This is a genomic window from Rhodoferax sp. GW822-FHT02D07, from assembly GCF_058802405.1.
Genome location: NZ_JBXAOD010000009.1, coordinates 136,910 through 157,477 on the forward strand (window position 1 = coordinate 136,910; position 20,568 = coordinate 157,477).

The following is a 20,568-nucleotide window of genomic DNA, read 5'->3' on the forward strand; positions in this document are numbered from 1 at the left end:
GCCGCGCCGCAGGGCGTCTTGACCCACATCAGCCGCCATGCACTCTTCTGGGTCGATAATGCAGCGCAGCCCCTGTAGGGCAGTATGCTGATGCCCGCCATGACGCTTTCTTTTCCGCCCCCCGCCATCGCCGCCCCCCAGGACCTGGACGCCACCTTGCGTACCCAAGGCTATGCCGTCGTGGCACCGGCGCAGGTGGCCACGCTGGCCGGGCTGAACCTGGACACCCTGCTGGCCTGGCGCCCGCTGTGGGAAGAGCTGCCCCCCGACAACTACCTGCGCGACGGTGGCCGCTACCGCCGCCGCCGCCATGCCTGCTTTGTGGTGGAGGGTGCCGCCGTGACGCTGGCGCCGCACCGCCCGCACTGGCAGCCCGTGGAATACAACGCCCTGCATGGCGGCATGCAGCGCCATTTCGAGCCCATGCAGCCCGAGCTGGTGACGCAAGCCGCCTGGCAGCAACTGCTGGCCTGGCTGGGTCAGGTGGCCAGCGCGCTCAAGGGGCGCCAGCCCTGGTACACCGAGGCGCACCAGTTCCGCATCGACACCACCGACGGCATAGGCCGTCCCACGCCCGAAGGCGCGCACCGCGATGGCGTGGACCTGGTGGCTGTGTTCTTGGTCGGGCGCGCGGGCATCAAGGGCGGCGAAACCCGTGTCTTTGACGCCGCCGGGCCCAATGGCCAGCGCTTCACCCTGGTCGAGCCTTGGTCTCTGCTGTTGCTGGACGATGCGCGCGTGATTCACGAATCCACTCCCATCCAGCCGGTGGCCACCGTGGGCCAGCGCGACACGCTGGTGGTGACGCTGCGCGCCGGCAACTTCCAGGGCGAGCCGGCCCGCTAGGCGAATCGCCGCACACCGCATGGCCTGTACCCCCGAAGAGCTGACCAAGCGCTGCCAGGAGCTGGCCGCCAAATGGTCGGCCTGCGCACCGCAGACCGGGCTGGACGGCTTTGTCGAGTTTGCCGTGTCGGTTTCCAGCTTCACGCAATTCCTGGAAAGCCACGGCCTCTCCGGCTTGCACCAGAGCGCGCATGCGCTGGAGCAAAAGGTACTGGCGCTGATGGACCAGCTCATGGACCCTGCTGGCGGCGGCAGCCTGCCGCCCGAGGCCCGGCAGCAGGTGGGCACGCTGGTGCAGGAGCTGGGTGCCCGCGCCCAGGCCTTTGCGCGCGGTCACTCGTCCCAGCAGGCCGAGCGCCGCCATGTGCAGGACCCGGCGCCAGACGGCGCCTCGCTGAACACCTTGGCGCCGCCCAAAAAGATTGCCTTTGTGACTGATACGCCCGCGCTGTGGAAAGACCTGGTCGCCCAGGTCGGCTTCTTTCAGGTGCAGGTGGATCTGGTGGGCAGTGCGCAGGCGCTGCCCGCTGCGCCCGAACCGACCCTGGTGCTGGTGGATGCCGGCGGCCGGGTGCTGGCCGACTTTGTGGCCCAGGTGCAGGCGCTGCGCGGGCAGTTCTCGGCCAGCCACATCATGGGCCTGAACGTGGGCACGGATTTCGAGAGCCAGCACCAGGCCCTGGGCGCGGGCTGCGACGCCTGCTTTGCCACTGGCACGCAGCACGCCGCCATCATGGCGCGCATCGTCAAGCTCTGCAGCAACGAGGAGGAGCCACCTTACCGCGTGCTGGTGGTGGAGGACTCCAAGACCGCCAGCGCGCTGATCCGCCGCACCCTGTCCGAGAGCGATATTGAATCCCAGGCCATCACGCGCCCGCAGGACGTGCTGACCGCGCTGGCCTCGTACCAGCCCGATCTGGTGCTGATGGACATGTACATGCCCGGCTGCACCGGTGTGGAAGTCACGCGTGTGATCCGCCAGCATGCCGAGTTCCTGTCCACCCCCGTGGTCTACCTCTCGGGAGACAGCAATGTGGCACTGCAGGTGGACGCGCTGCGCCTGGGCGGTGACCACTTCCTCACCAAGCCTTTCAACCCGGTCATCCTCAACGCCGTGGTCAAGAGCAAGATCGACCGGTACCGCACCCTGCGCCGCACCATGCTGCAGGACAGCCTGACCGGCCTGCTCAACCACACCAGCTCCAAGCAGCAGCTGCAAAACGCCATCAACGCTGCGCGCCTGGACGGTAGCGGCCTGTGCGTGGCCATGGTGGACATTGACCACTTCAAGTCCGTCAACGACACCTACGGCCACCCCATGGGCGACCATGTCATCCGCAGTCTGGCCTGGCTGCTCAAGCAGCGGGTGCGCAAGAGCGATGTGGTGGGCCGCTACGGGGGCGAGGAGTTTGTGGTGGTGCTGCCGGGCTCACTGGCCGAGCAGGCCCACACCGTGCTGGACCGCATTCGCGTGGACTTTTCCCGCATCCGCCATCCGGTGGACGACGGCTGGTTCAGCAGCGGCTTTTCCTGCGGCATTGCACAGTGGGACGCCGATCTGGACTCGGAAAGCCTGCTCAAGCGCGCTGACGAGGCGCTTTACCAGGCCAAGCGCGCCGGCCGCAACCAGGTGCTCATATTGCAAGCGGGATTGCAAGGAAAATAGGCCTTCAGCCCGCGTGGATAGTGCGCGAGAAGCTCCTGAAATAATAGCAATTCAGCCGTCGGCCTCAAACTGGCGCCAGCCCATGGGGTGCCATGCCGGGCGTTAGCAGGCGCTGCATCAGCTCACGCACGCTTTTGATCTGATCGCCAAAGGGCAGGGTACCTGCGCCGCGGAAGAACAGGCCCTTTTTGGTGTCGCCGCGCAGCGCGGCCGCCAGCTGGTTGTCGATACAGAACTGGCCCCAGCCCTGCAGCCCATCGCGCAGGCCGCACTGGGCCAGGCAGTCAAAGCTCTTGGTGCAGCGCGCCTTCACCTGGGCCACGGCCTGCAGCTTGGGCTCGATCTTCAGGTAGGCGCGCAGCCAGGGCGTGCCCACGGCGCGCGCCGGCAGGCCCGCCACGCTGGTGAACTCCACCATGTCCTCGGGCCGGGCCTGGGCCAGCACGCGCTTGAACTCGGCATGCGCATCGCTTTCTTCGGTCACGGCAAAGGCCGTGCCCAGCTGCACTGCATCCGCTCCCAGCGCCTGCAGGCGGGCAATGTCCTCGCAGCTGCTGACGCCGCCGGCTGCAATGAGCGGAATGTGCTGCTCATAACCCGCGTCCTTGAAAAACTGGCGCACGGCGGGCAGCACGTTCTCGAAGTCAAAGCGTGTGTCGCCCAAGTCGGCAATGCGGGCCGCGCCCAGGTGGCCGCCGGCTAGGCGCGGGTGCTCAATCACCACGGCGTCGGGCAGGCGTTTCTTGCGCTCCCATTTCTTCACCAGCAACTGCACGCCGCGTGCGTCCGAGAGGATGGGGATGAGCGCGGCCTTGGGGTGATCTTTGGCCAGGTCGGGTAGGTCCAGTGGCAGGCCGGCGCCCACCACCACGGCGTCAATACCGGCCTCCAGCGCCCGCGTCACGTTGGCGGCGTACTCGCTCACTGCCCGCATCACGTTGATGGCCAGCAGGCCCCGGCCCCCGGTGCGGGCGCGGGCGGCCGCGATCTCGCGGTCGATGGCGATCAGGTTGGCAGCGTTGATGCCTGCTTTGGCCGCCTCGCCTGGCGCCAGCTCGCGGGTTTGCTCCATCAGGTCGGGGTGGTGGCGGCGCAGGTCCACGCTGGAGAGCGTGCCCACCCCACCCAGGGCAGCCACGCTGCCGGCCAGGCGGTTGCCAGAAATGCCAATTCCCATGCCACCCTGTACGATGGGAAGCAGGCTGCGGCCGGCCAGGCGCAGGGCGCCCAGGCCGCTGCGCTGCAGCCAATCGGCGGACTCACGGGCCATGGAAGAGGCCATATAGGGCAAAAGGGGGCTTGCTGGAGTCATGGGGTGCTCTAAGATAGGGGGCGGTGGGAAGTTGCACAGCTTAGAGGGCGCCCTCGGGCCCGGCTTTGAGGTGGGTCAAGTTGCTGTGCAGTCGGGGGTTGGAACCCGGCGCTAGTCAAGAATGATGAGGAAAACACCAGGAATGAATGCGCTTGTGCAAAGTCTGGCCGCCATGAGTGGTCTGCGTGACCGCGACGCGCTGGATGCTGCGCTGGTGCGCCTGGTGATGGACGGCAGCGATAGCCACCTGGAAAGTGCCTGCCTCATCCGTGTGGTGGGTGAGGGCGATGACCGCCGCTGCCTCGTGCAGGCCCGGCTGGAGCGGGGCCAGGCCCAGATCACCCACGACCTCATCTGGACCGACTGGACCACGCTGCCCCATGTTTCCGGTTTTCCCTTGCGCCTGCAGGCCCTGGCCGAAGGTGCCACCGTCCATGCCCTGGCCGCCAACCACACCACCGTCATTCCCCTGCAAACCCCGCAAGGCACTTGGGGCCTGCTGGAGTTGGGTGCCGATGCGGCGCTTTCCGCCCACAGCCTGGAGCTGCTGGACGGCATCCTCCAGACCTACCACAACGTGGTGGGCCTGCTGGACTACGGCGAGAAGGATGCGCTGACCGAACTGCTTAACCGCAAAACCTTTGACGGCGCCTTTTTCAAGGCCACGGCCGAGCAGCATGGCGACGAATTGCCCGAAGGCGGCGAGCGCCGCCACACCCACCCGGACGCCGGCGTCTGGCTGGCAGTGCTGGATATCGACCACTTCAAGCGCGTCAACGACACCTACGGTCACCTGATCGGGGACGAAGTTTTGCTGCTGCTGGCGCGCCTCATGCGCTCCAGTTTCCGCTTCCACGACTTGCTTTACCGCTTTGGTGGCGAGGAGTTCGTGGTGCTCATGCGCTGTGACAGTGTGGAGCATGCGCGCACTGCGCTGGAACGCCTGCGCGAGCGGGTGCAGGCCTATTCCTTCCCCCAGGTGGGGTCGATTACTGTGAGTATTGGTTTCTCAGTGTTGCTTGCGCACGACACTCCCAGTGGCGCTTTCGGACGTGCCGACAAAGCCGTTTACTACGCAAAGGAGCACGGCCGAAACCAGGTGTGCGACTACCAGGATCTGGTCAGCTCCGGTGCCATCGTTGAGCAGGTCGCCGAAGGCATGGACGTGGATCTGTTCTAGCCAGGCCCACGCCGCCCCTTTTATCGGGCGCGCTCAAAAATGGCGGCAATGCCTTGGCCGCCACCAATGCACATGGTCACCAGCGCGTAGCGGCCGTTGATGCGTTCCAGCTCATACAGCGCCTTCACCGTGATCAGAGCGCCGGTGGCGCCGATGGGGTGGCCCAGCGAAATGCCCGAACCATTCGGGTTGACCTTGGCCGGGTCCAGCCCCAGATCGCGCGTCACGGCGCAGGCTTGCGCGGCAAAGGCTTCGTTGGCTTCAATTACGTCCAAGTCGTTCACAGTGAGGCCGGCTTTTTTCAGCGCAGCTTGCGTGGCGGGCACCGGGCCAATACCCATGTACTTGGGGTCCACACCGGCGTGGGCATAGGCCACCAGGCGGGCCATCGGCTGCAGGCCACGGGCCTTGGCGGTAGCGGCGTCCATCAGCACCACGGCAGCGGCGGCATCGTTGATGCCCGAGGCGTTACCGGCGGTCACGGTGCCGTTTTCCTTAAGGAAGGCGGGCTTGAGCTTGGCCATGTCGGCCAGCGTGGCGTTGGCGCGGAAGTGTTCGTCGGTGGCGTAGGCCACGTCGCCTTTCTTGCTCTTGAGCATGACGGGCAGGATCTGGCTGGTGAAGTAGCCGGCCTCTGTGGCCTTTTGGGCGCGCTGGTGGCTTTCGACTGCGATGGCGTCCTGCTCTTCGCGGCTGATGCCCCACTTGGCCGCAATGTTTTCCGCAGTCACGCCCATGTGGATGGTGTGGAAGGGGTCATGCAGCGCGCCGATCATCATGTCCACCATCTTGGTGTCGCCCATGCGGGCGCCCCAGCGCATATTGAGGCTGGCAAAGGGCGCGCGGCTCATGTTTTCGGCGCCGCCACCAATGGCGATGTCGGCATCGCCCAGCGCGATGGTTTGCGCGGCGTTGACGATGGCCTGCAGGCCCGAGCCGCACAGGCGGTTCACGTTGTAGGCCGGTGTGCCTTCGGCGCAACCGCCGTTGATGGCCGCCACGCGGCTGAGGTACATGTCCTTGGGCTCGGTGTTGACCACATGGCCGAACACGACGTGGCCCACGTCCTTGCCGTCCACGCTGGCGCGCGACAGCGATTCGCGCACCACCTGCGCGGCCAGCTCGGTGGGGGGGATGTCCTTGAGGCTGCCGCCAAAGGTACCAATGGCGGTGCGCACTGCGCTGACGACGACGACTTCACGGCTCATGGGAGAACTCCTGCAAATGATGGATGGCGGCATCTTACGGCGCGCGGCGTCATGGATTTTTCACCAGTTTGTCACAACACTTCCCTAGGCTTGCGGGGTAAACCAGCCACTAGGAGTTGCCCGTGAGCGCCAGCGAAGACGAATTGATCCGCCGTATCCAGAACGACATGCTCGACAGCTATGACGAAGAACTGGAGATGGAGCTGGACGACCAGCACCTGGAGCGCCTGGCTGGCGGACAGGCACCGGACGCCGATGCGCGCGCTGCACGCCGCCAGTACTTCAAGGAGCTGTTCCGCATGCAGGGCGAGCTCGTCAAGCTGCAGGACTGGGTGGTGGCCACGGGCCACAAGGTGGTCGTGATTTTTGAGGGGCGCGATGCGGCCGGCAAGGGCGGCGCCATCAAGCGCATCACCCAGCGCCTGAACCCGCGCGTGTGCCGTGTGGCGGCACTGCCCGCACCGAATGACCGCGAGCGCACGCAGTGGTATTTCCAGCGCTATGTGAGTCATCTGCCGGCGGCGGGCGAGATCGTGTTGTTTGACCGCAGCTGGTACAACCGCGCCGGCGTGGAGCGCGTCATGGGCTTTTGCACCGACGACCAGCTGGAAGAATTCTTCCGCAGCGTGCCCGAGTTCGAAAAGATGCTGGTGCGCTCCGGCATCCAGGTCATCAAGTACTGGTTCTCCATCTCCGACGAAGAGCAGCACAGCCGCTTCCTGGGTCGCATCCACGACCCGCTCAAGCAATGGAAGCTCAGCCCCATGGACCTGGAGTCCCGCAGCCGCTGGGAAGACTACACCCGCGCCAAGGAAGTGATGCTGGAACGCACCCACATTGCCGAGGCACCGTGGTGGGTGGTGCAGGCGGTGGACAAGAAGAAGGCACGCCTGAACTGCATCCACCACCTGCTGCAGCAAATGCCGTATGAAGAGACGGAGCACCCGCCGGTAACTTTGCCGCAGCGCGTGCGGCATGAGGACTATGAGCGTCGGCCGGTGCCGCAGGACATCATCGTTCCGGAGATTTACTGACGCACATCGGCCACCGGCTGTGCGCCAAAGTCCGGCCGCGCCAGATAGCTCAGCACGCGGCGCGCCGCCTCCCCGGGGCTGCTGAGCTGGCCCTGGGCGTGCAGATTGGCAAAGCTCGCCTGGTCGGGGAAGTGCGTGGCATCCGAGCTGCGCAGCTGCAGCTGCATGTCGGTATCAATCACTCCCGGCGCCAGCGAGCACACCTTGGCACCATTGGCCGATAGCGCTTCGTCCAGTGCCAGACAGCGCGTGAAGTGGTCCATGCCCGCCTTGGCGGCGCAGTAAGCGGCCTGTGAGGCCATGGCGCGCCGGCCCAGGCCGGAGGAGATATTCAGCACCTTGCGTGGCAGCGTCCAATTGCGTGTGGCGCCCAGAAAGGCGGCGGTGAGCTGCATGGGCGCTTCCAGCCCGACGCGCAGGGCTTGGGCGAGTGCGCTGGGGTCGGATTCGGAGAGGGGCACCAGGGCCGGAATCACGCCGGCGTTGTTGATCAGGGTGGCGCCGGCCAGCGTGCCCGGGCTTTGCTGCGTCAGCCATTCGCGCAGCCGGGCCGCTGCGGTGGCACCGTCCGCCAGGTCCATCGGCCATTGCAGCAGCGTGGCGCCCACGCGTTTTGCCTGCTCCGTCAGGGCGGCATTTGTCTGGCGTGAGATGCATAGCAGCAGGGCATCGGGCGCCAGCAGTTGTTCTGCCATGGCCAGGCCCATGCCACGGGAGGCGCCGGTGAGGATGGTGAGGTGTTGCATGGTTTGCTATTGTATTGATAGCTGCTCGCGCAATATCAACAAGGGCTATGGCCAGAAACGGTATTTATCAGTCGCGCGGGCGGCGCAGCGCGATCCAGCCCGCGATGGCCGTGATGCTGACGATGAGCGCGACCACCACCCAGAAGCCATGCGGGTGGTCAGCCAGCGGGATGCCGCCCACATTCATGCCCAGCAGGCCGGCAATGATGTTGATGGGTAGGGCCAGCACGGTCACGATGGTCAGCACGAACAGGCTGCGGTTGTTGGCCTCGGCCACGCGTGCGGCAATTTCTTCCTGCAAGAGCTTGATGCGTTCCTGCAGCGCCGCCATGTCGCTCAGCGCCACGTTGAACTCTTCGGTGGATTGGCGCAGGTCTTGCAGGTCGTCTTCGCCCACCCAGTCCGGCGGTTTGCGCAGCAGGCGGAACAGGGCGGCCGGCTCGGGCGCCAGCAGACGCTGCAGGCGCACCAACAGTCGGCGCAGGCTGCCGAGGTCGGCGCGCTTGGTCTCCAGCCGGCCGGCCAGCAGCTTGTCTTCGATGTCGTCCACGCGTGCCGTGGTGTTGCGCACGATATTGATCAGGACATCGCCCTGGTCCTGCATCAGGTGCACCAGCAGCGCCACGGACGAGGCCAGTCGTTCGCCGCGGCGCACGGCGTCGCGCAGCCGGTCGATGGAGCGCAGCGGCTGCAGCCGCGCACTCACAACCAGGCGCGGCGCAACCGACAGCCAGAGCGTGGAAATGTCCGAGGGCTCAAACGCAAAGTCGTAGTGCACGTCGTTGACGACGGCAATCAGGGTGTCGTCGTCCAGCTCCACGCGGGTGGAGCGGGAGCCGTCCTGCAGCGACTCGTAGAACAGGTCGGACAGCTGCAGGTTCTCGCGCAGCCACTTGCCGGTGGCGGCTTGCGAGAGGTTGAAGTGCAGCCAGACAAAGCCTGGCTCCGGCGTGGCCTGATTCGTCTGCTGCTGCAGCCAGCGCAGGGCATCGGGCGTGTCCAGCGGGCTGCCCTTGCCATCAGGCCCGAACAGAAAGCCGCAGATCAGACCGGCGCTGTCGGCACCGTAGAGGCTGGGGGCGTTCATAGCCCCAAGCCCTGCGCCAGGGACGCTGCGGCATCCCACGTGAATTCACCGGCCTGCAAGCGCTGCAGCACCTCGGGCGCTGTCAGGCACAGGAATTCCTGCACCTCGCCGTCCTGGTTGTGCGGGCGTTGCGTGGCCTGCAGCGTCAGGTTGAGCACCAGCAGGCTCTCGTCGTGCCAGCCCTCGGGCTCGGCGCGCCGGGTGCGTACCCAGCCTGCAGAGTGGACCTGGCTCTCATCGGGCCAGTGCAGGCCGGCTTCTTCCCACAGCTCGCGCCTGGCGCAGCCCAGCGGCGACTCCCCGGCGGGCAGGCCGCCGGCCGTCACGTTGTCCAGCATGCCGGGGTCGGTGGCCTTGCGGGCGCTGCGCCGTCCGCACCACAGGGCGCCTTCGGGCGTGAAGCCATTGATATGAACCGCATGGCTCATCAGCCCCAGAAAGCGGAAGCCTGCCCGTTCCACGGCCAGCAGCGGGGGCTGGTCCGTCAGGGGTTCGGTGCAGCCATCAAACCAGAAGGCAAAGGCCTCATGGCGCCAGCCCGGCAGCAGGCCCTGGGTTTGGCAGTTCTGCAGAAAGCCTTGCAGTTGGGCGCTGCGTTCTGCGCTGCGCCAGGTGGTGCATTCCCATACGAGCTCGTCGCCGTCTTGCCGGCAGCCAGCCAGCCCGTTCAGCAGCAGGGCGGCACGCTCCGGCCGCAGCCAGCCCAAGGCCTGCTGCGGCGTGCGCCAGAGCACCCAGCCCGCAGGCGGGGGCAGGGCACAGCTGGCGCGCAGTTGCGCAAGCCAGGCGCGACCGTTGTGCCCCAGCGCGTCGTGGAAAGCCTGGGCGCTGGCGGGGAGGGGGTATTGCGGGTTCAGGGGTGGCCTCGGTGAGTGCGGCCCTCCATGGTACGCAGGGCCGCAGGGTGCGACATTTTGCGGCGCCCGGATGACAGAGGTATGACACGCCGGTGACCACCGGGGAAACCTTGGCAGAACTGTGGTGACTGGCCTTGCAGTGGCTGGCGGCGTACCATGCCACCATGCACATTCCGCGCAGAAGGGTATGGCGAGTCGTTGCGATGCTGGCGCTGGCAGTGCCGTGGGCGCACGCAGCCCCGCCGGAGACGGTGCGTATCGGCATCGGAGAGTACCCGCCATTCAAGGTGGAAAGCGAGCCTGGTGGCGGGCCGCTGACGGAGATCGTGGTGGAGGCCTTCAAGGCCTCAGGCCTGCGTTCCACCATGGAATGGGTCCCCAACAACCGCGCCATTGCCGGCGTCATGTCGGGCCGTTACGACGGCAGCTTTGGGTGGGCGCGCAGCGCCGAACGTGAAGAAGCCTTGCTGTTCTCCAGCCGCCCCATCCATACCTACCGCATGGTGTTTGTGCAGCGTGCCGGCGAGGCGCGGGACTGGGCCAGCCTGTCCGACCTGGGGCAGTGGCGCGTGGGCGTGACCCGCGGCAACTTCTATTCCCAGCCCTTTGCCGACCTGCAGGCCCAGGGCGTGCTGGCGGTGGACGAGGCGGTGGACGACGTGAACAACCTCAAGAAGCTCATCTACAAGCGCATCGACGTGTTCCCGCTCGAAGAGTCAGTGGCACGCTACCTGATTGCCAACAAGCTCGATCCCGGCGAGGCGCCGCTGTTGCAGGTGCAGAGCAAGAGCTTCTGGACGGTTCCCATTCACTTTGTGGTGTCCAAGAAAGTGGACAACGCGCAGGCCATCATGGACGCCTTTGACGCCGGCTACCGCGAGCTGCAGCGCAGCCGGCGGCTGGATGCACTGGAGCGCAAGCTGCGCAGGTAGCTATTGTTTTGGTAGCTGCTCGCGCAATATCCACGTGGGCCAGGAGCCAAAAACCTTTAAATCTCTGCGCCTTCGACCAGAAAACGCACGCGGCGCACACCCTGCCACTCGTCGGCATCCAGGCGGAAGGCCAGCGTCACGCGCGGGGGCAGGGGCTCAGTGTGGCCAAACCAGATGCCGTCCACCGGCTGGCCCTGGTGCTTGAGCTTGAGCGCGAGGTGTTTTTCACCGACCAGACGCTGGGACACCACTTCCACCTCTTCGCTGAAGGTGGGCGCCGCAAAGCCCTGGCCCCAGACTTCCTTGTGCAGCGCGTCCACCAGGTCCACGCGGCGGTATTCGGGGTTGAGGGGGCCGTCGGTTTCCATGCGGCGGGTCAGCGTGGCGGCGTCCAGCCATTCCTGCGCCACTTCGTTGAGGCCGTTTTCGAAGTCGTCAAAAAATTCTTCCGCCACCGTGCAGCCAGCCGCCATGGCGTGGCCGCCAAAGCGCAGCAGGGCCTGCGGGTAGCGTTTGGCCACCAGGTCCAGTGCGTCGCGCAGGTGAAAGCCCGGAATGCTGCGGCCCGAGCCCTTGAGCTCGTGCTCCTTGCCCGGCGCGCTGCTGGGCGCGAAGACGAAGGTGGGGCGGTGCAGCTTGTCCTTGATGCGGCTGGCCACGATGCCGACCACGCCTTCGTGGAAGTCGGGGTCGAACACGCAGACGGCGGGCGGGGGCTCATCACCCTCGTCAAACAGGCTTTCGGCAATCATCAGCGCCTGCTCGCGCATGTCGCCCTCAATCTCCCGGCGTTCGCGGTTGATGCCGTCCAGCGTTTTGGCCAATTCGTCGGCGCGGGCGGGGTCGTCCGTCAGCAGGCATTCAATGCCCAGCGTCATGTCGGAGAGGCGGCCGGCTGCGTTGATGCGCGGGCCCAGGGCAAAGCCGAAATCGAAGGTGGTCGCCACCTCCGCCTTGCGCCCCGCTGCTACAAAAAGACTAGCTAGACCCGCAGGCATGACTAGGGCGCGGACCCGTTTGAGGCCTTGGGCGACAAGGCGGCGGTTGTTGGCATCCAGCTTCACCACGTCGGCCACCGTGCCCAGCGCCACCAGGGGCAACAGGGCATCGAGCTTGGGCTGGGTCGCGGCATCGAACACACCGCGCGCGCGCAGTTCGGAGCGCAACGCCAGCAGGGTGTAGAACATCACGCCCACGCCGGCCATGGATTTGCTCTCAAACGTACAGCCGGGCTGGTTGGGGTTGACGATCACATCAGCGTCCGGCAACACGGCGGCGGGCAAGTGGTGATCGGTGACTAGCACCTGCAGGCCCAGGACCTTGGCACGGGCCACGCCGTCCACGCTGGCAATGCCGTTGTCCACGGTGATTAGCACTTCGGCGCCGGTTTGGGCCACGCGTTCGCTAATGGGCGCGGTGAGCCCGTAGCCGTCCACCACACGGTCGGGCACCAGGTAGTCCACCTGCTGCGCGCCCAGCAGGCGCAGGCCGCGCACGGCTACGGCGCAGGCGGTGGCGCCATCGCAGTCGTAGTCGGCCACCACGCAGAGTTTTTTGTTCTGTGCGACGGCGTCGGCCAGCAGCACGGCGGCGCGGTCCACGCCCAGCAGGGTGCTGGGCGGTAGCAGTTTGGCCAGGGCGTCGTCCAGTTCGTCAGGGCTGCTCACGCCGCGGGCGGCGTACAGGCGCGCGAGCAGGGGATGGATGCCGGCCTGCTCCAGTTGCCAGGCGGCGCGCGGCGGAATGTCGCGGGGAATGATGTTCATAGGGTTTGCAGCAATTCGTGCGGGGGCGGCGCGGTGAAGCGGCGCTGCAGGCGGTTCCACCAGGGGCTGCTCTGCAATATAAAGGTCGGGGCCATGCGTTCGCCGCAAAGGGTGATTTCCAGCGCCTGGTTGGCCTTGGCGCGGGTCAGCAGCTTGGCGATCAGGCCCTGGTCCAGCGCCTGCCAGGCCTGGGCCCAGGCGCGGCCGTCATCGCGCAGGGCGGCTGCGGCCAGGCTGTTTTCCATTTCCACGCGCTGGGCCGGGGCGCTGCGCGGGGTGGTGGGCAGGGTGCCGGTGCCGCTGATCCAGAAGGAGTTCACCGGCGGCAGGAAGCGGGCCTTGCGTGCGTCGTTGACCGGGTGGGTGTAGAGCAGCATCTGCATCTCGTTTTGCAGGCGGCGCAGGGGTTGGGCCTGTTCCTGGCGCGGCATCCAGCCGTCCACGCGGGCGCCGCGCGTGCGGTCCAGCGAGGCGGTGGGCAGGTCGGCCAGCGCAGCCCCTTGGGCCAGCCAGGTGGTGTCGTTGAGCGGGTGCAGGGTGATGCCGTCTTCGGCAAAGTAAGGCTGCATGGCGCTGCGCAGCGCGTCGGAGTCGTGTGCGCTCAGGTTCAGCGCCTGCGGGTCTTCCATCAGCACATGGTCCGCACCGATGCGCCAGTGGCAGGGCGTGATCCAGGCCCAGCCGCTGGTGCCGTGTTGCTTGGTCAGGCCCAGGTGCTCCGCATCCAGCGCAGCCCAGGGCACCAGGCCGTCGGCGCCCTGCAGGCCCAGGCTCTTGGCGTGCACGCGCTCGCCCAGCGGGGTGAGCGACTCGGCCGAACCCAGCAGCGGCGGGTTGGGTTGCAGCATGCCCAGCAACTGGGCCAGGTGGGGAAGCGCCAGATCCGCCAGGGCGGCCTGGCAGTGTGGTCCCGCAGGTGCGGCGTAGGGAATAACGGTGTGCATGGCGGCATTGTCCCGCATGGATGCCACAATCCGGGCACTTCAGCTCTTTCTGACCTTTGATGCGACTTCCCTACGAGCTCACCATCGGCTGGCGCTACACGCGCGCAGGCCGGGCTACGCGGCGCAATGGCTTCATTTCCTTCATCTCGGGAGTGTCCATGCTGGGCATTGCGCTGGGTGTGGCCGCGCTCATCATCGTGCTCAGCGTGATGAACGGTTTCCAGAAGGAAGTGCGTGACCGCATGCTGGGTGTGGTTTCCCACATCGAGGTGTTTGCCCCCGGCGGCCAAGCCCTGCCCGATGTGGACCGCACCCTGCGCGAGGCCAAGGCCAACCCGCAGGTCATAGGTGCGGCTCCCTTTGTGGCAGCGCAGGCGCTGGTGGCGCGGGGTGAAGAGATGAAGGGCGCCATGGTGCGCGGCATCGACCCGGCGCGCGAGCCCGAGGTGTCGGACGTGGCCACCGGTGCTCAGGCTGCGGTGCTGGCGCAGTTGGTGCCCGGCGAGTTTGGCGTGGTGCTGGGCGGTGAGCTGGCGCGCAGCATGGGCGTGGTCAAGGGGGATCGTGTCACCCTGATTGCCCCCAGCGGGCAGGTGACGCCGGCCGGCGTGGTGCCGCGCCTCAAGCAGATGACGGTGGTGGGGACCTTTGATTCCGGCCACTACGAATACGACTCGGCGCTGGTCTTCATCCACTGGGAAGATGCGGCCAAGATCTTTCGCCTGGAAGGCCCCACGGGCGTGCGCCTCAAGCTCAAAGATCTGCACCAGGCCCGCGAAGTGGCGCAGGAGCTGAGCCGCACCATGAGTGGGGACCTGCTGCTGCGCGACTGGACGCGCCAGAATCGCACCTGGTTTGCCGCGGTGCAGGTCGAAAAACGCATGATGTTCATCATCCTCACCCTCATCGTGGCGGTGGCGGCCTTCAACCTGGTGTCCACGCTGGTGATGACGGTGACTGACAAGCGCGCCGACATCGCCATCCTGCGCACGCTGGGGGCCAGCCCGGGCAGCATCATGGGGGTCTTCGTGGTGCAGGGCGCCATGGTGGGCGTGATCGGCACGCTGGCCGGCCTGCTGCTGGGCCTGGGCGTGGCCTTCAATATTGACGTCATCGTGCCTGCGCTGGAGCGCCTCTTGGGCGCGAGCTTTTTGCCGCAAGATATTTACCTCATCAGCCGCATGCCCAGCGACCCGCAGCAGAGCGACATCGTGCCCGTGGCCGTGATTGCGTTGCTCATGGCCTTTGTGGCCACCCTGTACCCCAGCTGGCGCGCCAGCCAGGTCAACCCTGCCGAGGCCCTGCGTTATGAGTAAGTCCCTGTCCCCCGTCGAACAGGCCCTGGCCGCTGCGCAGTACCAGCAGGTAGCCGATCTGGCCGAGCCCCCGGCGGCGCAGCCGGCGGGCGAGGTGGTGCTGCAGGTGCGCGGCCTGACCAAGCGCTTTCAGGAAGGCCGGCTCGACGTCACCGTGCTGCAGGGCGTGGACCTGCAGGTGCACCGGGGCGAGACCCTGGCCATCGTTGGCGCCTCGGGCTCGGGCAAGAGCACCTTGCTGCACCTCATGGGTGGGTTGGATGCGCCCACCAGCGGCAGCGTGGACCTGCTGGGCCACAAGCTGGCCGCGCTGCCCCCTGCGGCACAAGGCCGCCTGCGCAACCAGCACCTGGGCTTTGTTTACCAGTTCCACCACCTGCTGCCCGAGTTCAGCGCGCTGGACAATGTCGCCATGCCACTCACAATTCGGCGTGTAGCCCCCGCTGAATCTGCGCAAGCAGCTATGAAAATGCTAGCGTTGGTGGGGCTGGAGCACCGCATGCACCACCGCCCGGCCGAACTGTCGGGCGGCGAGCGCCAGCGCGTGGCGATTGCCCGTGCGCTGGTGACAAAGCCCGACTGTGTGCTCGCCGACGAACCCACCGGCAACCTGGATCGCAGCACGGCCGATGGCGTGTTCGAGCTGATGCTGCAGCTGGCGCGGGAGCAGGGCACGGCCTTTGTGCTGGTGACCCACGACGCCACGCTGGCCGCACGCTGCAGCCGCCAGTTGAAGCTGGTGTCGGGCCGACTGGCCTGACCCTCCGCCTGACTGGCGACTGGCTTGCGCTTTGCTGACAGGCAGGCGCGGGCCAAGGGTTGTTGCGGATGAGGGCAGGCGCGCTGCGGCCTAAGCTGCCGGCCATTGCCACTTCTCAGAGAGTTCGCCATGAACCGTCGTCGTTGGTTGCCCTGCGGGGTCTTGCTGCTGGTTTGCGCGTCAGTCGCCTTGGCCCAAAACGCCAAACCTCTGCGCATAGGCCTGGTCGGCCCTTTCACTGGCCCGTCTGCCGACTTTGGCATCCCCATGCTCAACGGTGCCAAGCTCGCGGTGGAAGAGATCAACGCGGCCGGCGGCTACCTGGGCCGCCCGCTGGAACTGGTCATCAAGGACGACACGGCCAACCCCGACGCGGGCCTTCTGGCCTCGCAGGAACTGTTGAAGGAGGAGGTGGTTGCCACCATCGGCTTCTGCAACACCGGCGTGGCCATGAAGTCGCTGGAGGTCTACCAGACCGCCAAGCTGCCGCTCATCGTGCCTTGCGCCACGGGCACGCCCATCACGACCAAATACCCGGCGCCCGAGAGCTACATCTTCCGCACCTCCGCGCGTGACGCCATCCAGGCGCCCTTTGTGGTGGACGACATCGTCAACCGCGGCTGGACCAAGGTGGCCATCTTTGCCGACAAGACGGCCTATGGCGAAGGCGGCATGAACGATGTGGTCAAGGCGCTGGCGGCCAGGAACCTGCAGCCGGTGCATGTGGCGCGCTTTGAGCTGGGTGTGAAAGACCTACAGGCCGAGCTGAAAGCCGCGCAGGCGGCCGGTGCCAACGTGGTGTTCAGCTACACCGTGGGGCCCGAGAACGCCGTCATCGCCAAGGGGCGCCAGGCCCTGAAGTGGAGCGTGCCGCAGGTGGGCGCCTGGCCGCTGTCCTTCCCGTTTTTCATTGATGGTGCCAAGGAGGCCGCCGAGGGCGCACTCATGGCGCAGACCTTCATTGCCGAGCCCAGCAATGAGCGGCGCATCTCCTTCCTGAGCGCCTACGCCCGCAAGTTCAACACCAAGAAAATCACCGTGCCTATGGCCGCCGCCCAGGCCTATGACACGGTCTACCTGCTCACCTACGCCATCCTCTCCATCCGCGACGGCAACCTCTCGGGCCCGTCCGTCAAGAACGCGCTGGAGAACATGCCCCGCGTCTACTACGGCGTGACGGCCACGCACGAGCGTCCTTTCAGCAAGGACGACAAGGACGCCATCACCAGCAACATGCTGGTGATGGGGCTGGTGAAGAACGGACTGGTTAGCTTCGCTTACCCTGAAGATCGCACCCGCAACCTGTTTGTGCAGCGCAAGCGCTAGACCCGTCTGGAGCCCCGACAATGGCGGCATGCGCTGGATAGACACCCACTGCCACCTTGACGCCTTTGCGGCGGGCCCGGAGCTGGACGCCGTGGAGCAGCGCGCGCGGCAAGCAAATGTGGTGCACTGCGTGATTCCCGCAGTGGAGGTGGGTAACCTGACGACGGTGCGCACACTGGCCCACGCGGGTGGCAACAGCTATGGCCTGGGCATCCACCCGCTGTACGTGCCCACGGCGCAGGACGATGCGTTGACCATGCTGGAGCAGCAGCTGCGCGCCCACCATACCGACGCGCGCCTGGTGGCGGTGGGCGAAATCGGGCTGGACTACTTTGTGCCCCAGCTCACGCAAAGCCCTTGGCGCGAGAAGCAGGAGGCGGTCTACCGCGCCCAGCTGAAGCTGGCGCGCCAGTTCGACCTGCCGGTGCTGCTGCATGTGCGCCGCTCGGCGGACCGTCTGCTCAAGCACCTGCGTGAGGTGGCCGGCCCCGGCGGGCGCTGGCAGGGCATTGCCCATGCCTTCAACGGCAGCGAGGTTCAGGCGCAAGAGTTCATCAAGCTGGGGTTCAAGCTCGGCTTTGGTGGCGCCGTGACCTTTGAGCGCGCCCACCAGCTGCGCCATTTGGCCCAGACCCTGCCGCTGGACGCCCTGGTGCTGGAGACAGATGCACCCGATATCCCGCCGCACTGGCTCTATGCAACGGCTGCTGAGCGCGAGGCCGGAAAGCCCCAAGGCCGCAACACGCCGGCTGAGCTGCCGCGCATCGCGCAGACGGTGGCGGAGCTCCGCGGCGTGCGCCTCGAAGCGCTGGCCAACGCCACGACGGAGAACGCGTGTAAAGCGCTGCCGCGCCTGGGGGCGCTGCTGTTATAAATCCCCATGGTTCGAAAAGCATCTCTCATCCTCCCCGAAGTCAATTTCTCCGAAGAAGGCCCCATCCGCCACCTGCACCTGGGCAGCGAATGGATACAAGGCTCCATGCTGGTGGAGGCGCCCACCGTGCTGGTGCACGAATACATCCAGCGCATGATGGCCTGGCTGCTGTTTGTGGATCCGCTCACGGTGCCCAAGCGCCAGGCGCTGCAACTGGGCCTTGGGGCCGGTTCGCTCACCAAGTTCTGCCACAAGGAACTGAAGATGAAGACCACCGCCATTGAGCTCAACCCGCAGGTGCTGCACGCCTGCCGTGGCTGGTTCAAGCTCCCGGCCGACAACAGCCGCATGCAGGTGGTGTTGGGTGATGCATCCGAGGAAATCAAAAAAGACAAATGGATTGGCGCCGTGGATGCGCTGCAGGTGGACCTGTATGACGAGGAAGCTGCGGCCCCCGTGCTAGACAGTGTTGACTTCTACGCCGACTGCCGTGCCGCGCTGACCGAAGAAGGCTGCATGACGGTCAACCTGTTTGGCCGCAGTTCCAGCTTCCAGGCCAGCGTGGACAAGATGGCGCAGGCCTTTGGTGACGAAGCCTTGTGGGCCTTCAAGGCTACACGTGAGGGCAATACCGTGGTCATGGCCCAGCGCGTGCCCAGCCGTCCCAAGCGCAGCGTGCTGCTGGAGCGGGCCGAATTCATCCAGTCCCACTGGGGGCTGCCCGCGGACAAGTGGGTCCGCGTTTTCAAACCGGTGCAAGCATGAGTACCCATTCCAAGAAGCCCTTGGCCCCTGTTGCCGTCCATGCGGGCCCGCTGGATTGGCGCCGCCTGGTCGAGTGGCTGCAGCAGGACAAGGTGATTGCCGACGACGAAGCCCAGCGCACCATTGCACGCTGTGCCCAGGCCGAAAGCGTCCAGCACCCGCTGGTGCGCCTGGCCAGCGTGTCCATGCGCCGTGCCTCGGACCAGAAGCCGCTGGACATTGAAATGCTGACGCAGTGGCTGGCCCTGCGCGCGGGGCTGGACTATTTGCGCATTGACCCGCTCAAGGTGGACGTGGGCAAGGTGGCCGATGCGATGAGTGCGGGCTACGCCGAGCGCCACCGCATCCTGCCCGTGGTGGTGTCGGGCAGCGAGATCACCGTGGCCACGGCCGAGCCCTTCATCAGCGACTGGGTGGCCGAGGTGGAGCGCCAGACGCGGCGCAGCGTCAAGCGCGTGGTGACCAGCCCGCAGGAGATTACGCGCTACACGGCAGAGTTCTATGCATTGGCCAAGAGCGTGCGTGCGGCCACCAAGACCGGCGCCAACAATGGTGCGAGCTTTGAACAACTGGTGGAGCTGGGCAAGAGCAACAAGCAGCTCGACGCCAACGACCAGGGTGTGGTGCAGGTGGTGGACTGGCTGTGGCAATACGCCTTTGACCAGCGCGCCAGCGACATCCACCTCGAGCCGCGCCGCGAGCAGGGCGTGATCCGCTTCCGCATCGACGGTGTGCTGCACCCGGTATACCAGATGCCCATGGGGGTGCTCAACGCGATGACGGCGCGCATCAAGCTGCTGGGCCGCATGGATGTGATCGAAAAGCGCCGCCCGCAAGACGGCCGCATCAAGACGCGCAACCCGCGCGGCGATGAAATCGAAATGCGTATCTCCACGCTGCCCACCGCTTTTGGCGAAAAGATGGTGATGCGGATTTTTGACCCCGACAATGCGGTCAAAGACCTGGACGCGCTGGGTTTCACCACGCACGATGCTCCGCGCTGGGAGCAATTGGTGCAACGCCCGCACGGCATCATTCTGGTCACCGGCCCCACGGGTTCGGGCAAGACCACCACGCTGTATTCCACGCTCAAGCGCGTTGCGACCGAAGAGGTGAACGTCAGCACGGTGGAAGACCCGATCGAAATGATCGAGCCCAGCTTCAACCAGACGCAGGTGCAGCCGCAGCTGGAATTCGGCTTCCCGCAGGGCTTGCGTGCGCTTATGCGGCAGGACCCGGACATCATCATGGTGGGCGAAATTCGCGATCTGGAAACCGCCGAGATGGCGGTGCAGGCAGCGCTGACCGGTCACCTGGTGTTCTCCACCTTGCACACCAACGACGCCCCGTCGGCGGTGACGCGCCTCATGGAACTGGGCATTCCGCCTTACCTGATCAACGCGACCTTGCTGGGTGTGCTGGCGCAGCGCTTGGTGCGCACGCTGTGCAAGCAATGCAAGGTGCGTGATGACGAGGCCAGCCGCGAAGCCCTGAGTGAGATGGTCAAACCCTGGCAGATTAACGGTGGCTACAAGCCTTACAAGGCCGTGGGCTGCGTGGATTGCCGCATGACGGGCTTTATGGGGCGCATGGGGTTGTATGAGCTGCTGACGGTGACTGAAGGCTTCAAGAGCCGTGTGAGCGGCGACCCGAGCATTGACGCCATGCGCCGCCAGGCCGTGAGTGATGGCATGCGGCCCCTGCGACTTGCCGGCGCGCTGCGTGTGGCCGAGGGGTTGACGGTGATGGAAGAGGTCTTGAGCTCGACGCCCCCCCTGCACGGGTAGGACGAAAACCCCTAGACAGAAACCCCTAAAAATGCAGGCAGAATGCGGAACCGCTTTCTGTGTAGGAGACAACGAGTGAATATAAAAAGCCAAAAAGACTTCTTCGCCGGGCTGATGTTCATGGGCGTAGGGGTGTCGTTTGCGTGGGGAGCCACGGGCTAC

The 20,568-nt window shown here is 66.1% G+C and carries 18 protein-coding genes and 1 pseudogene; 12 read left to right on the forward strand and 7 right to left on the reverse strand.

The window, feature by feature from the left end; all coding sequences use genetic code 11:
- Positions 1-99: 99 nt before the first annotated feature.
- Together AC1RNN_RS18470 and AC1RNN_RS18475 are read left to right on the forward strand one after the other, a co-directional pair.
- Complete coding sequence (locus AC1RNN_RS18470; protein ID WP_493090715.1) at positions 100-846, forward strand: 2OG-Fe dioxygenase family protein; 747 nt, start codon at positions 100-102, stop codon at positions 844-846.
- A 19-nt stretch (positions 847-865) separates the two neighbouring features.
- Complete coding sequence (locus AC1RNN_RS18475) at positions 866-2,512, forward strand: GGDEF domain-containing response regulator (RefSeq protein ID WP_493090713.1); 1,647 nt, start codon at positions 866-868, stop codon at positions 2,510-2,512.
- 64 nt (positions 2,513-2,576) lie between these two features.
- Here AC1RNN_RS18475 and AC1RNN_RS18480 read toward each other — a convergent pair whose 3' ends face one another.
- Positions 2,577-3,782, reverse strand: coding sequence for an NAD(P)H-dependent flavin oxidoreductase (locus AC1RNN_RS18480; protein ID WP_493137490.1), 1,206 nt, complete (start codon positions 3,780-3,782; stop codon positions 2,577-2,579).
- A 184-nt stretch (positions 3,783-3,966) separates the two neighbouring features.
- Here AC1RNN_RS18480 and AC1RNN_RS18485 point away from each other — a divergent pair, with 184 nt between their 5' ends.
- Positions 3,967-5,004: a GGDEF domain-containing protein gene (locus AC1RNN_RS18485; protein ID WP_493090711.1), complete on the forward strand. Its 1,038-nt coding sequence runs from the start codon at positions 3,967-3,969 to the stop codon at positions 5,002-5,004.
- Positions 5,005-5,024: 20 nt separating this feature from the next.
- On the opposite strand, the gene bktB is transcribed toward AC1RNN_RS18485, so the two are convergent.
- The gene (bktB, locus tag AC1RNN_RS18490; RefSeq protein WP_493090709.1) at positions 5,025-6,212 is read right to left on the reverse strand and encodes a beta-ketothiolase BktB; all 1,188 of its coding nucleotides are present in this window, start codon (positions 6,210-6,212) and stop codon (positions 5,025-5,027) included.
- 167 nt (positions 6,213-6,379) lie between these two features.
- On the opposite strand from bktB, the gene ppk2 reads away from it, so the two are divergent.
- Positions 6,380-7,246 carry a polyphosphate kinase 2 gene (gene ppk2 / locus AC1RNN_RS18495; protein WP_493090891.1) on the forward strand — a complete coding sequence of 289 codons (867 nt, stop codon included), beginning with the start codon at positions 6,380-6,382 and terminating at the stop codon, positions 7,244-7,246.
- On the opposite strand, the gene AC1RNN_RS18500 is transcribed toward ppk2, so the two are convergent.
- The 3 genes from AC1RNN_RS18500 to AC1RNN_RS18510 all read right to left on the reverse strand — a co-directional run bounded on the left by AC1RNN_RS18500 (position 7,240) and on the right by AC1RNN_RS18510 (position 9,813).
- Entirely contained in the window at positions 7,240-7,992 is a 753-nt protein-coding gene (locus tag AC1RNN_RS18500) for an SDR family NAD(P)-dependent oxidoreductase (RefSeq protein ID WP_493090707.1), read from the reverse strand. The genes ppk2 and AC1RNN_RS18500 overlap by 7 nt on opposite strands.
- A 67-nt stretch (positions 7,993-8,059) precedes the next feature.
- A complete protein-coding gene (locus tag AC1RNN_RS18505) occupies positions 8,060-9,079 on the reverse strand; it encodes a transporter (protein WP_493090705.1) in 1,020 nt (339 codons plus the stop codon).
- Positions 9,076-9,813 (reverse strand): NUDIX hydrolase, encoded by a 738-nt coding sequence (locus tag AC1RNN_RS18510; protein WP_493090704.1) that lies wholly within the window; start codon positions 9,811-9,813, stop codon positions 9,076-9,078. The genes AC1RNN_RS18505 and AC1RNN_RS18510 overlap by 4 nt, the downstream gene beginning before the upstream one ends.
- Positions 9,814-10,139: 326 nt before the next feature.
- On the opposite strand from AC1RNN_RS18510, the gene AC1RNN_RS18515 reads away from it, so the two are divergent.
- Positions 10,140-10,868 (forward strand): substrate-binding periplasmic protein, encoded by a 729-nt coding sequence (locus AC1RNN_RS18515; protein WP_493090703.1) that lies wholly within the window; start codon positions 10,140-10,142, stop codon positions 10,866-10,868.
- A 56-nt stretch (positions 10,869-10,924) separates the two neighbouring features.
- Here AC1RNN_RS18515 and recJ read toward each other — a convergent pair whose 3' ends face one another.
- Together recJ and AC1RNN_RS18525 are read right to left on the reverse strand one after the other, a co-directional pair.
- Positions 10,925-12,634 carry a single-stranded-DNA-specific exonuclease RecJ gene (recJ, locus tag AC1RNN_RS18520; protein WP_493090701.1) on the reverse strand — a complete coding sequence of 570 codons (1,710 nt, stop codon included), beginning with the start codon at positions 12,632-12,634 and terminating at the stop codon, positions 10,925-10,927.
- The gene (locus AC1RNN_RS18525; protein WP_493090700.1) at positions 12,631-13,578 is read right to left on the reverse strand and encodes a phosphoglycerate mutase; all 948 of its coding nucleotides are present in this window, start codon (positions 13,576-13,578) and stop codon (positions 12,631-12,633) included. Before AC1RNN_RS18525 ends, recJ begins: the two co-directional genes overlap by 4 nt.
- 59 nt (positions 13,579-13,637) lie before the next feature.
- Here AC1RNN_RS18525 and AC1RNN_RS18530 point away from each other — a divergent pair, with 59 nt between their 5' ends.
- The 7 genes and pseudogenes from AC1RNN_RS18530 to AC1RNN_RS18560 form a co-directional block, all read left to right on the forward strand.
- A complete protein-coding gene (locus AC1RNN_RS18530; RefSeq protein WP_493090698.1) occupies positions 13,638-14,894 on the forward strand; it encodes a lipoprotein-releasing ABC transporter permease subunit in 1,257 nt (418 codons plus the stop codon).
- 94 nt (positions 14,895-14,988) lie between these two features.
- The gene (gene lolD, locus AC1RNN_RS18535) at positions 14,989-15,654 is read left to right on the forward strand and encodes a lipoprotein-releasing ABC transporter ATP-binding protein LolD (RefSeq protein WP_493090889.1); all 666 of its coding nucleotides are present in this window, start codon (positions 14,989-14,991) and stop codon (positions 15,652-15,654) included.
- 129 nt (positions 15,655-15,783) lie between these two features.
- Positions 15,784-16,980, forward strand: coding sequence for an ABC transporter substrate-binding protein (locus AC1RNN_RS18540; protein ID WP_493090697.1), 1,197 nt, complete (start codon positions 15,784-15,786; stop codon positions 16,978-16,980).
- A gap of 28 nt (positions 16,981-17,008) precedes the next feature.
- Positions 17,009-17,854, forward strand: a complete 846-nt coding sequence (locus AC1RNN_RS18545; protein WP_493090695.1) for a TatD family hydrolase — start codon at positions 17,009-17,011, stop codon at positions 17,852-17,854.
- A gap of 6 nt (positions 17,855-17,860) precedes the next feature.
- The gene (locus tag AC1RNN_RS18550) at positions 17,861-18,619 is read left to right on the forward strand and encodes a class I SAM-dependent methyltransferase (protein ID WP_493090694.1); all 759 of its coding nucleotides are present in this window, start codon (positions 17,861-17,863) and stop codon (positions 18,617-18,619) included.
- Positions 18,616-20,406 carry a type IV pilus assembly ATPase TfpB gene (gene tfpB, locus AC1RNN_RS18555; protein WP_493090693.1) on the forward strand — a complete coding sequence of 597 codons (1,791 nt, stop codon included), beginning with the start codon at positions 18,616-18,618 and terminating at the stop codon, positions 20,404-20,406. The genes AC1RNN_RS18550 and tfpB overlap by 4 nt, the downstream gene beginning before the upstream one ends.
- Before the next feature lie 75 nt (positions 20,407-20,481).
- Positions 20,482-20,568, forward strand: a pseudogene (locus AC1RNN_RS18560) (tripartite tricarboxylate transporter TctB family protein); the annotation flags it as partial.

What these genes read in the sequence shown, in the direction of transcription:
- AC1RNN_RS18470 (WP_493090715.1), top strand. Translation starts at nt 100, where the DNA reads ATGACGCTTTCTTTTCCGCCCCCCGCCATCGCCGCCCCCCAGGACCTG.
- AC1RNN_RS18475 (WP_493090713.1), top strand. Translation starts at nt 866, where the DNA reads ATGGCCTGTACCCCCGAAGAGCTGACCAAGCGCTGCCAGGAGCTGGCC.
- AC1RNN_RS18480 (WP_493137490.1), bottom strand. Translation starts at nt 3,782, where the DNA reads ATGGCCCGTGAGTCCGCCGATTGGCTGCAGCGCAGCGGCCTGGGCGCC.
- AC1RNN_RS18485 (WP_493090711.1), top strand. Translation starts at nt 3,967, where the DNA reads ATGAATGCGCTTGTGCAAAGTCTGGCCGCCATGAGTGGTCTGCGTGAC.
- bktB (WP_493090709.1), bottom strand. Translation starts at nt 6,212, where the DNA reads ATGAGCCGTGAAGTCGTCGTCGTCAGCGCAGTGCGCACCGCCATTGGT.
- ppk2 (WP_493090891.1), top strand. Translation starts at nt 6,380, where the DNA reads ATGCTCGACAGCTATGACGAAGAACTGGAGATGGAGCTGGACGACCAG.
- AC1RNN_RS18500 (WP_493090707.1), bottom strand. Translation starts at nt 7,992, where the DNA reads ATGCAACACCTCACCATCCTCACCGGCGCCTCCCGTGGCATGGGCCTG.
- AC1RNN_RS18505 (WP_493090705.1), bottom strand. Translation starts at nt 9,079, where the DNA reads ATGAACGCCCCCAGCCTCTACGGTGCCGACAGCGCCGGTCTGATCTGC.
- AC1RNN_RS18515 (WP_493090703.1), top strand. Translation starts at nt 10,140, where the DNA reads ATGCTGGCGCTGGCAGTGCCGTGGGCGCACGCAGCCCCGCCGGAGACG.
- recJ (WP_493090701.1), bottom strand. Translation starts at nt 12,634, where the DNA reads ATGAACATCATTCCCCGCGACATTCCGCCGCGCGCCGCCTGGCAACTG.
- AC1RNN_RS18525 (WP_493090700.1), bottom strand. Translation starts at nt 13,578, where the DNA reads ATGCACACCGTTATTCCCTACGCCGCACCTGCGGGACCACACTGCCAG.
- AC1RNN_RS18530 (WP_493090698.1), top strand. Translation starts at nt 13,638, where the DNA reads ATGCGACTTCCCTACGAGCTCACCATCGGCTGGCGCTACACGCGCGCA.
- AC1RNN_RS18540 (WP_493090697.1), top strand. Translation starts at nt 15,784, where the DNA reads ATGAACCGTCGTCGTTGGTTGCCCTGCGGGGTCTTGCTGCTGGTTTGC.
- AC1RNN_RS18545 (WP_493090695.1), top strand. Translation starts at nt 17,009, where the DNA reads ATGCGCTGGATAGACACCCACTGCCACCTTGACGCCTTTGCGGCGGGC.
- AC1RNN_RS18550 (WP_493090694.1), top strand. Translation starts at nt 17,861, where the DNA reads ATGGTTCGAAAAGCATCTCTCATCCTCCCCGAAGTCAATTTCTCCGAA.
- tfpB (WP_493090693.1), top strand. Translation starts at nt 18,616, where the DNA reads ATGAGTACCCATTCCAAGAAGCCCTTGGCCCCTGTTGCCGTCCATGCG.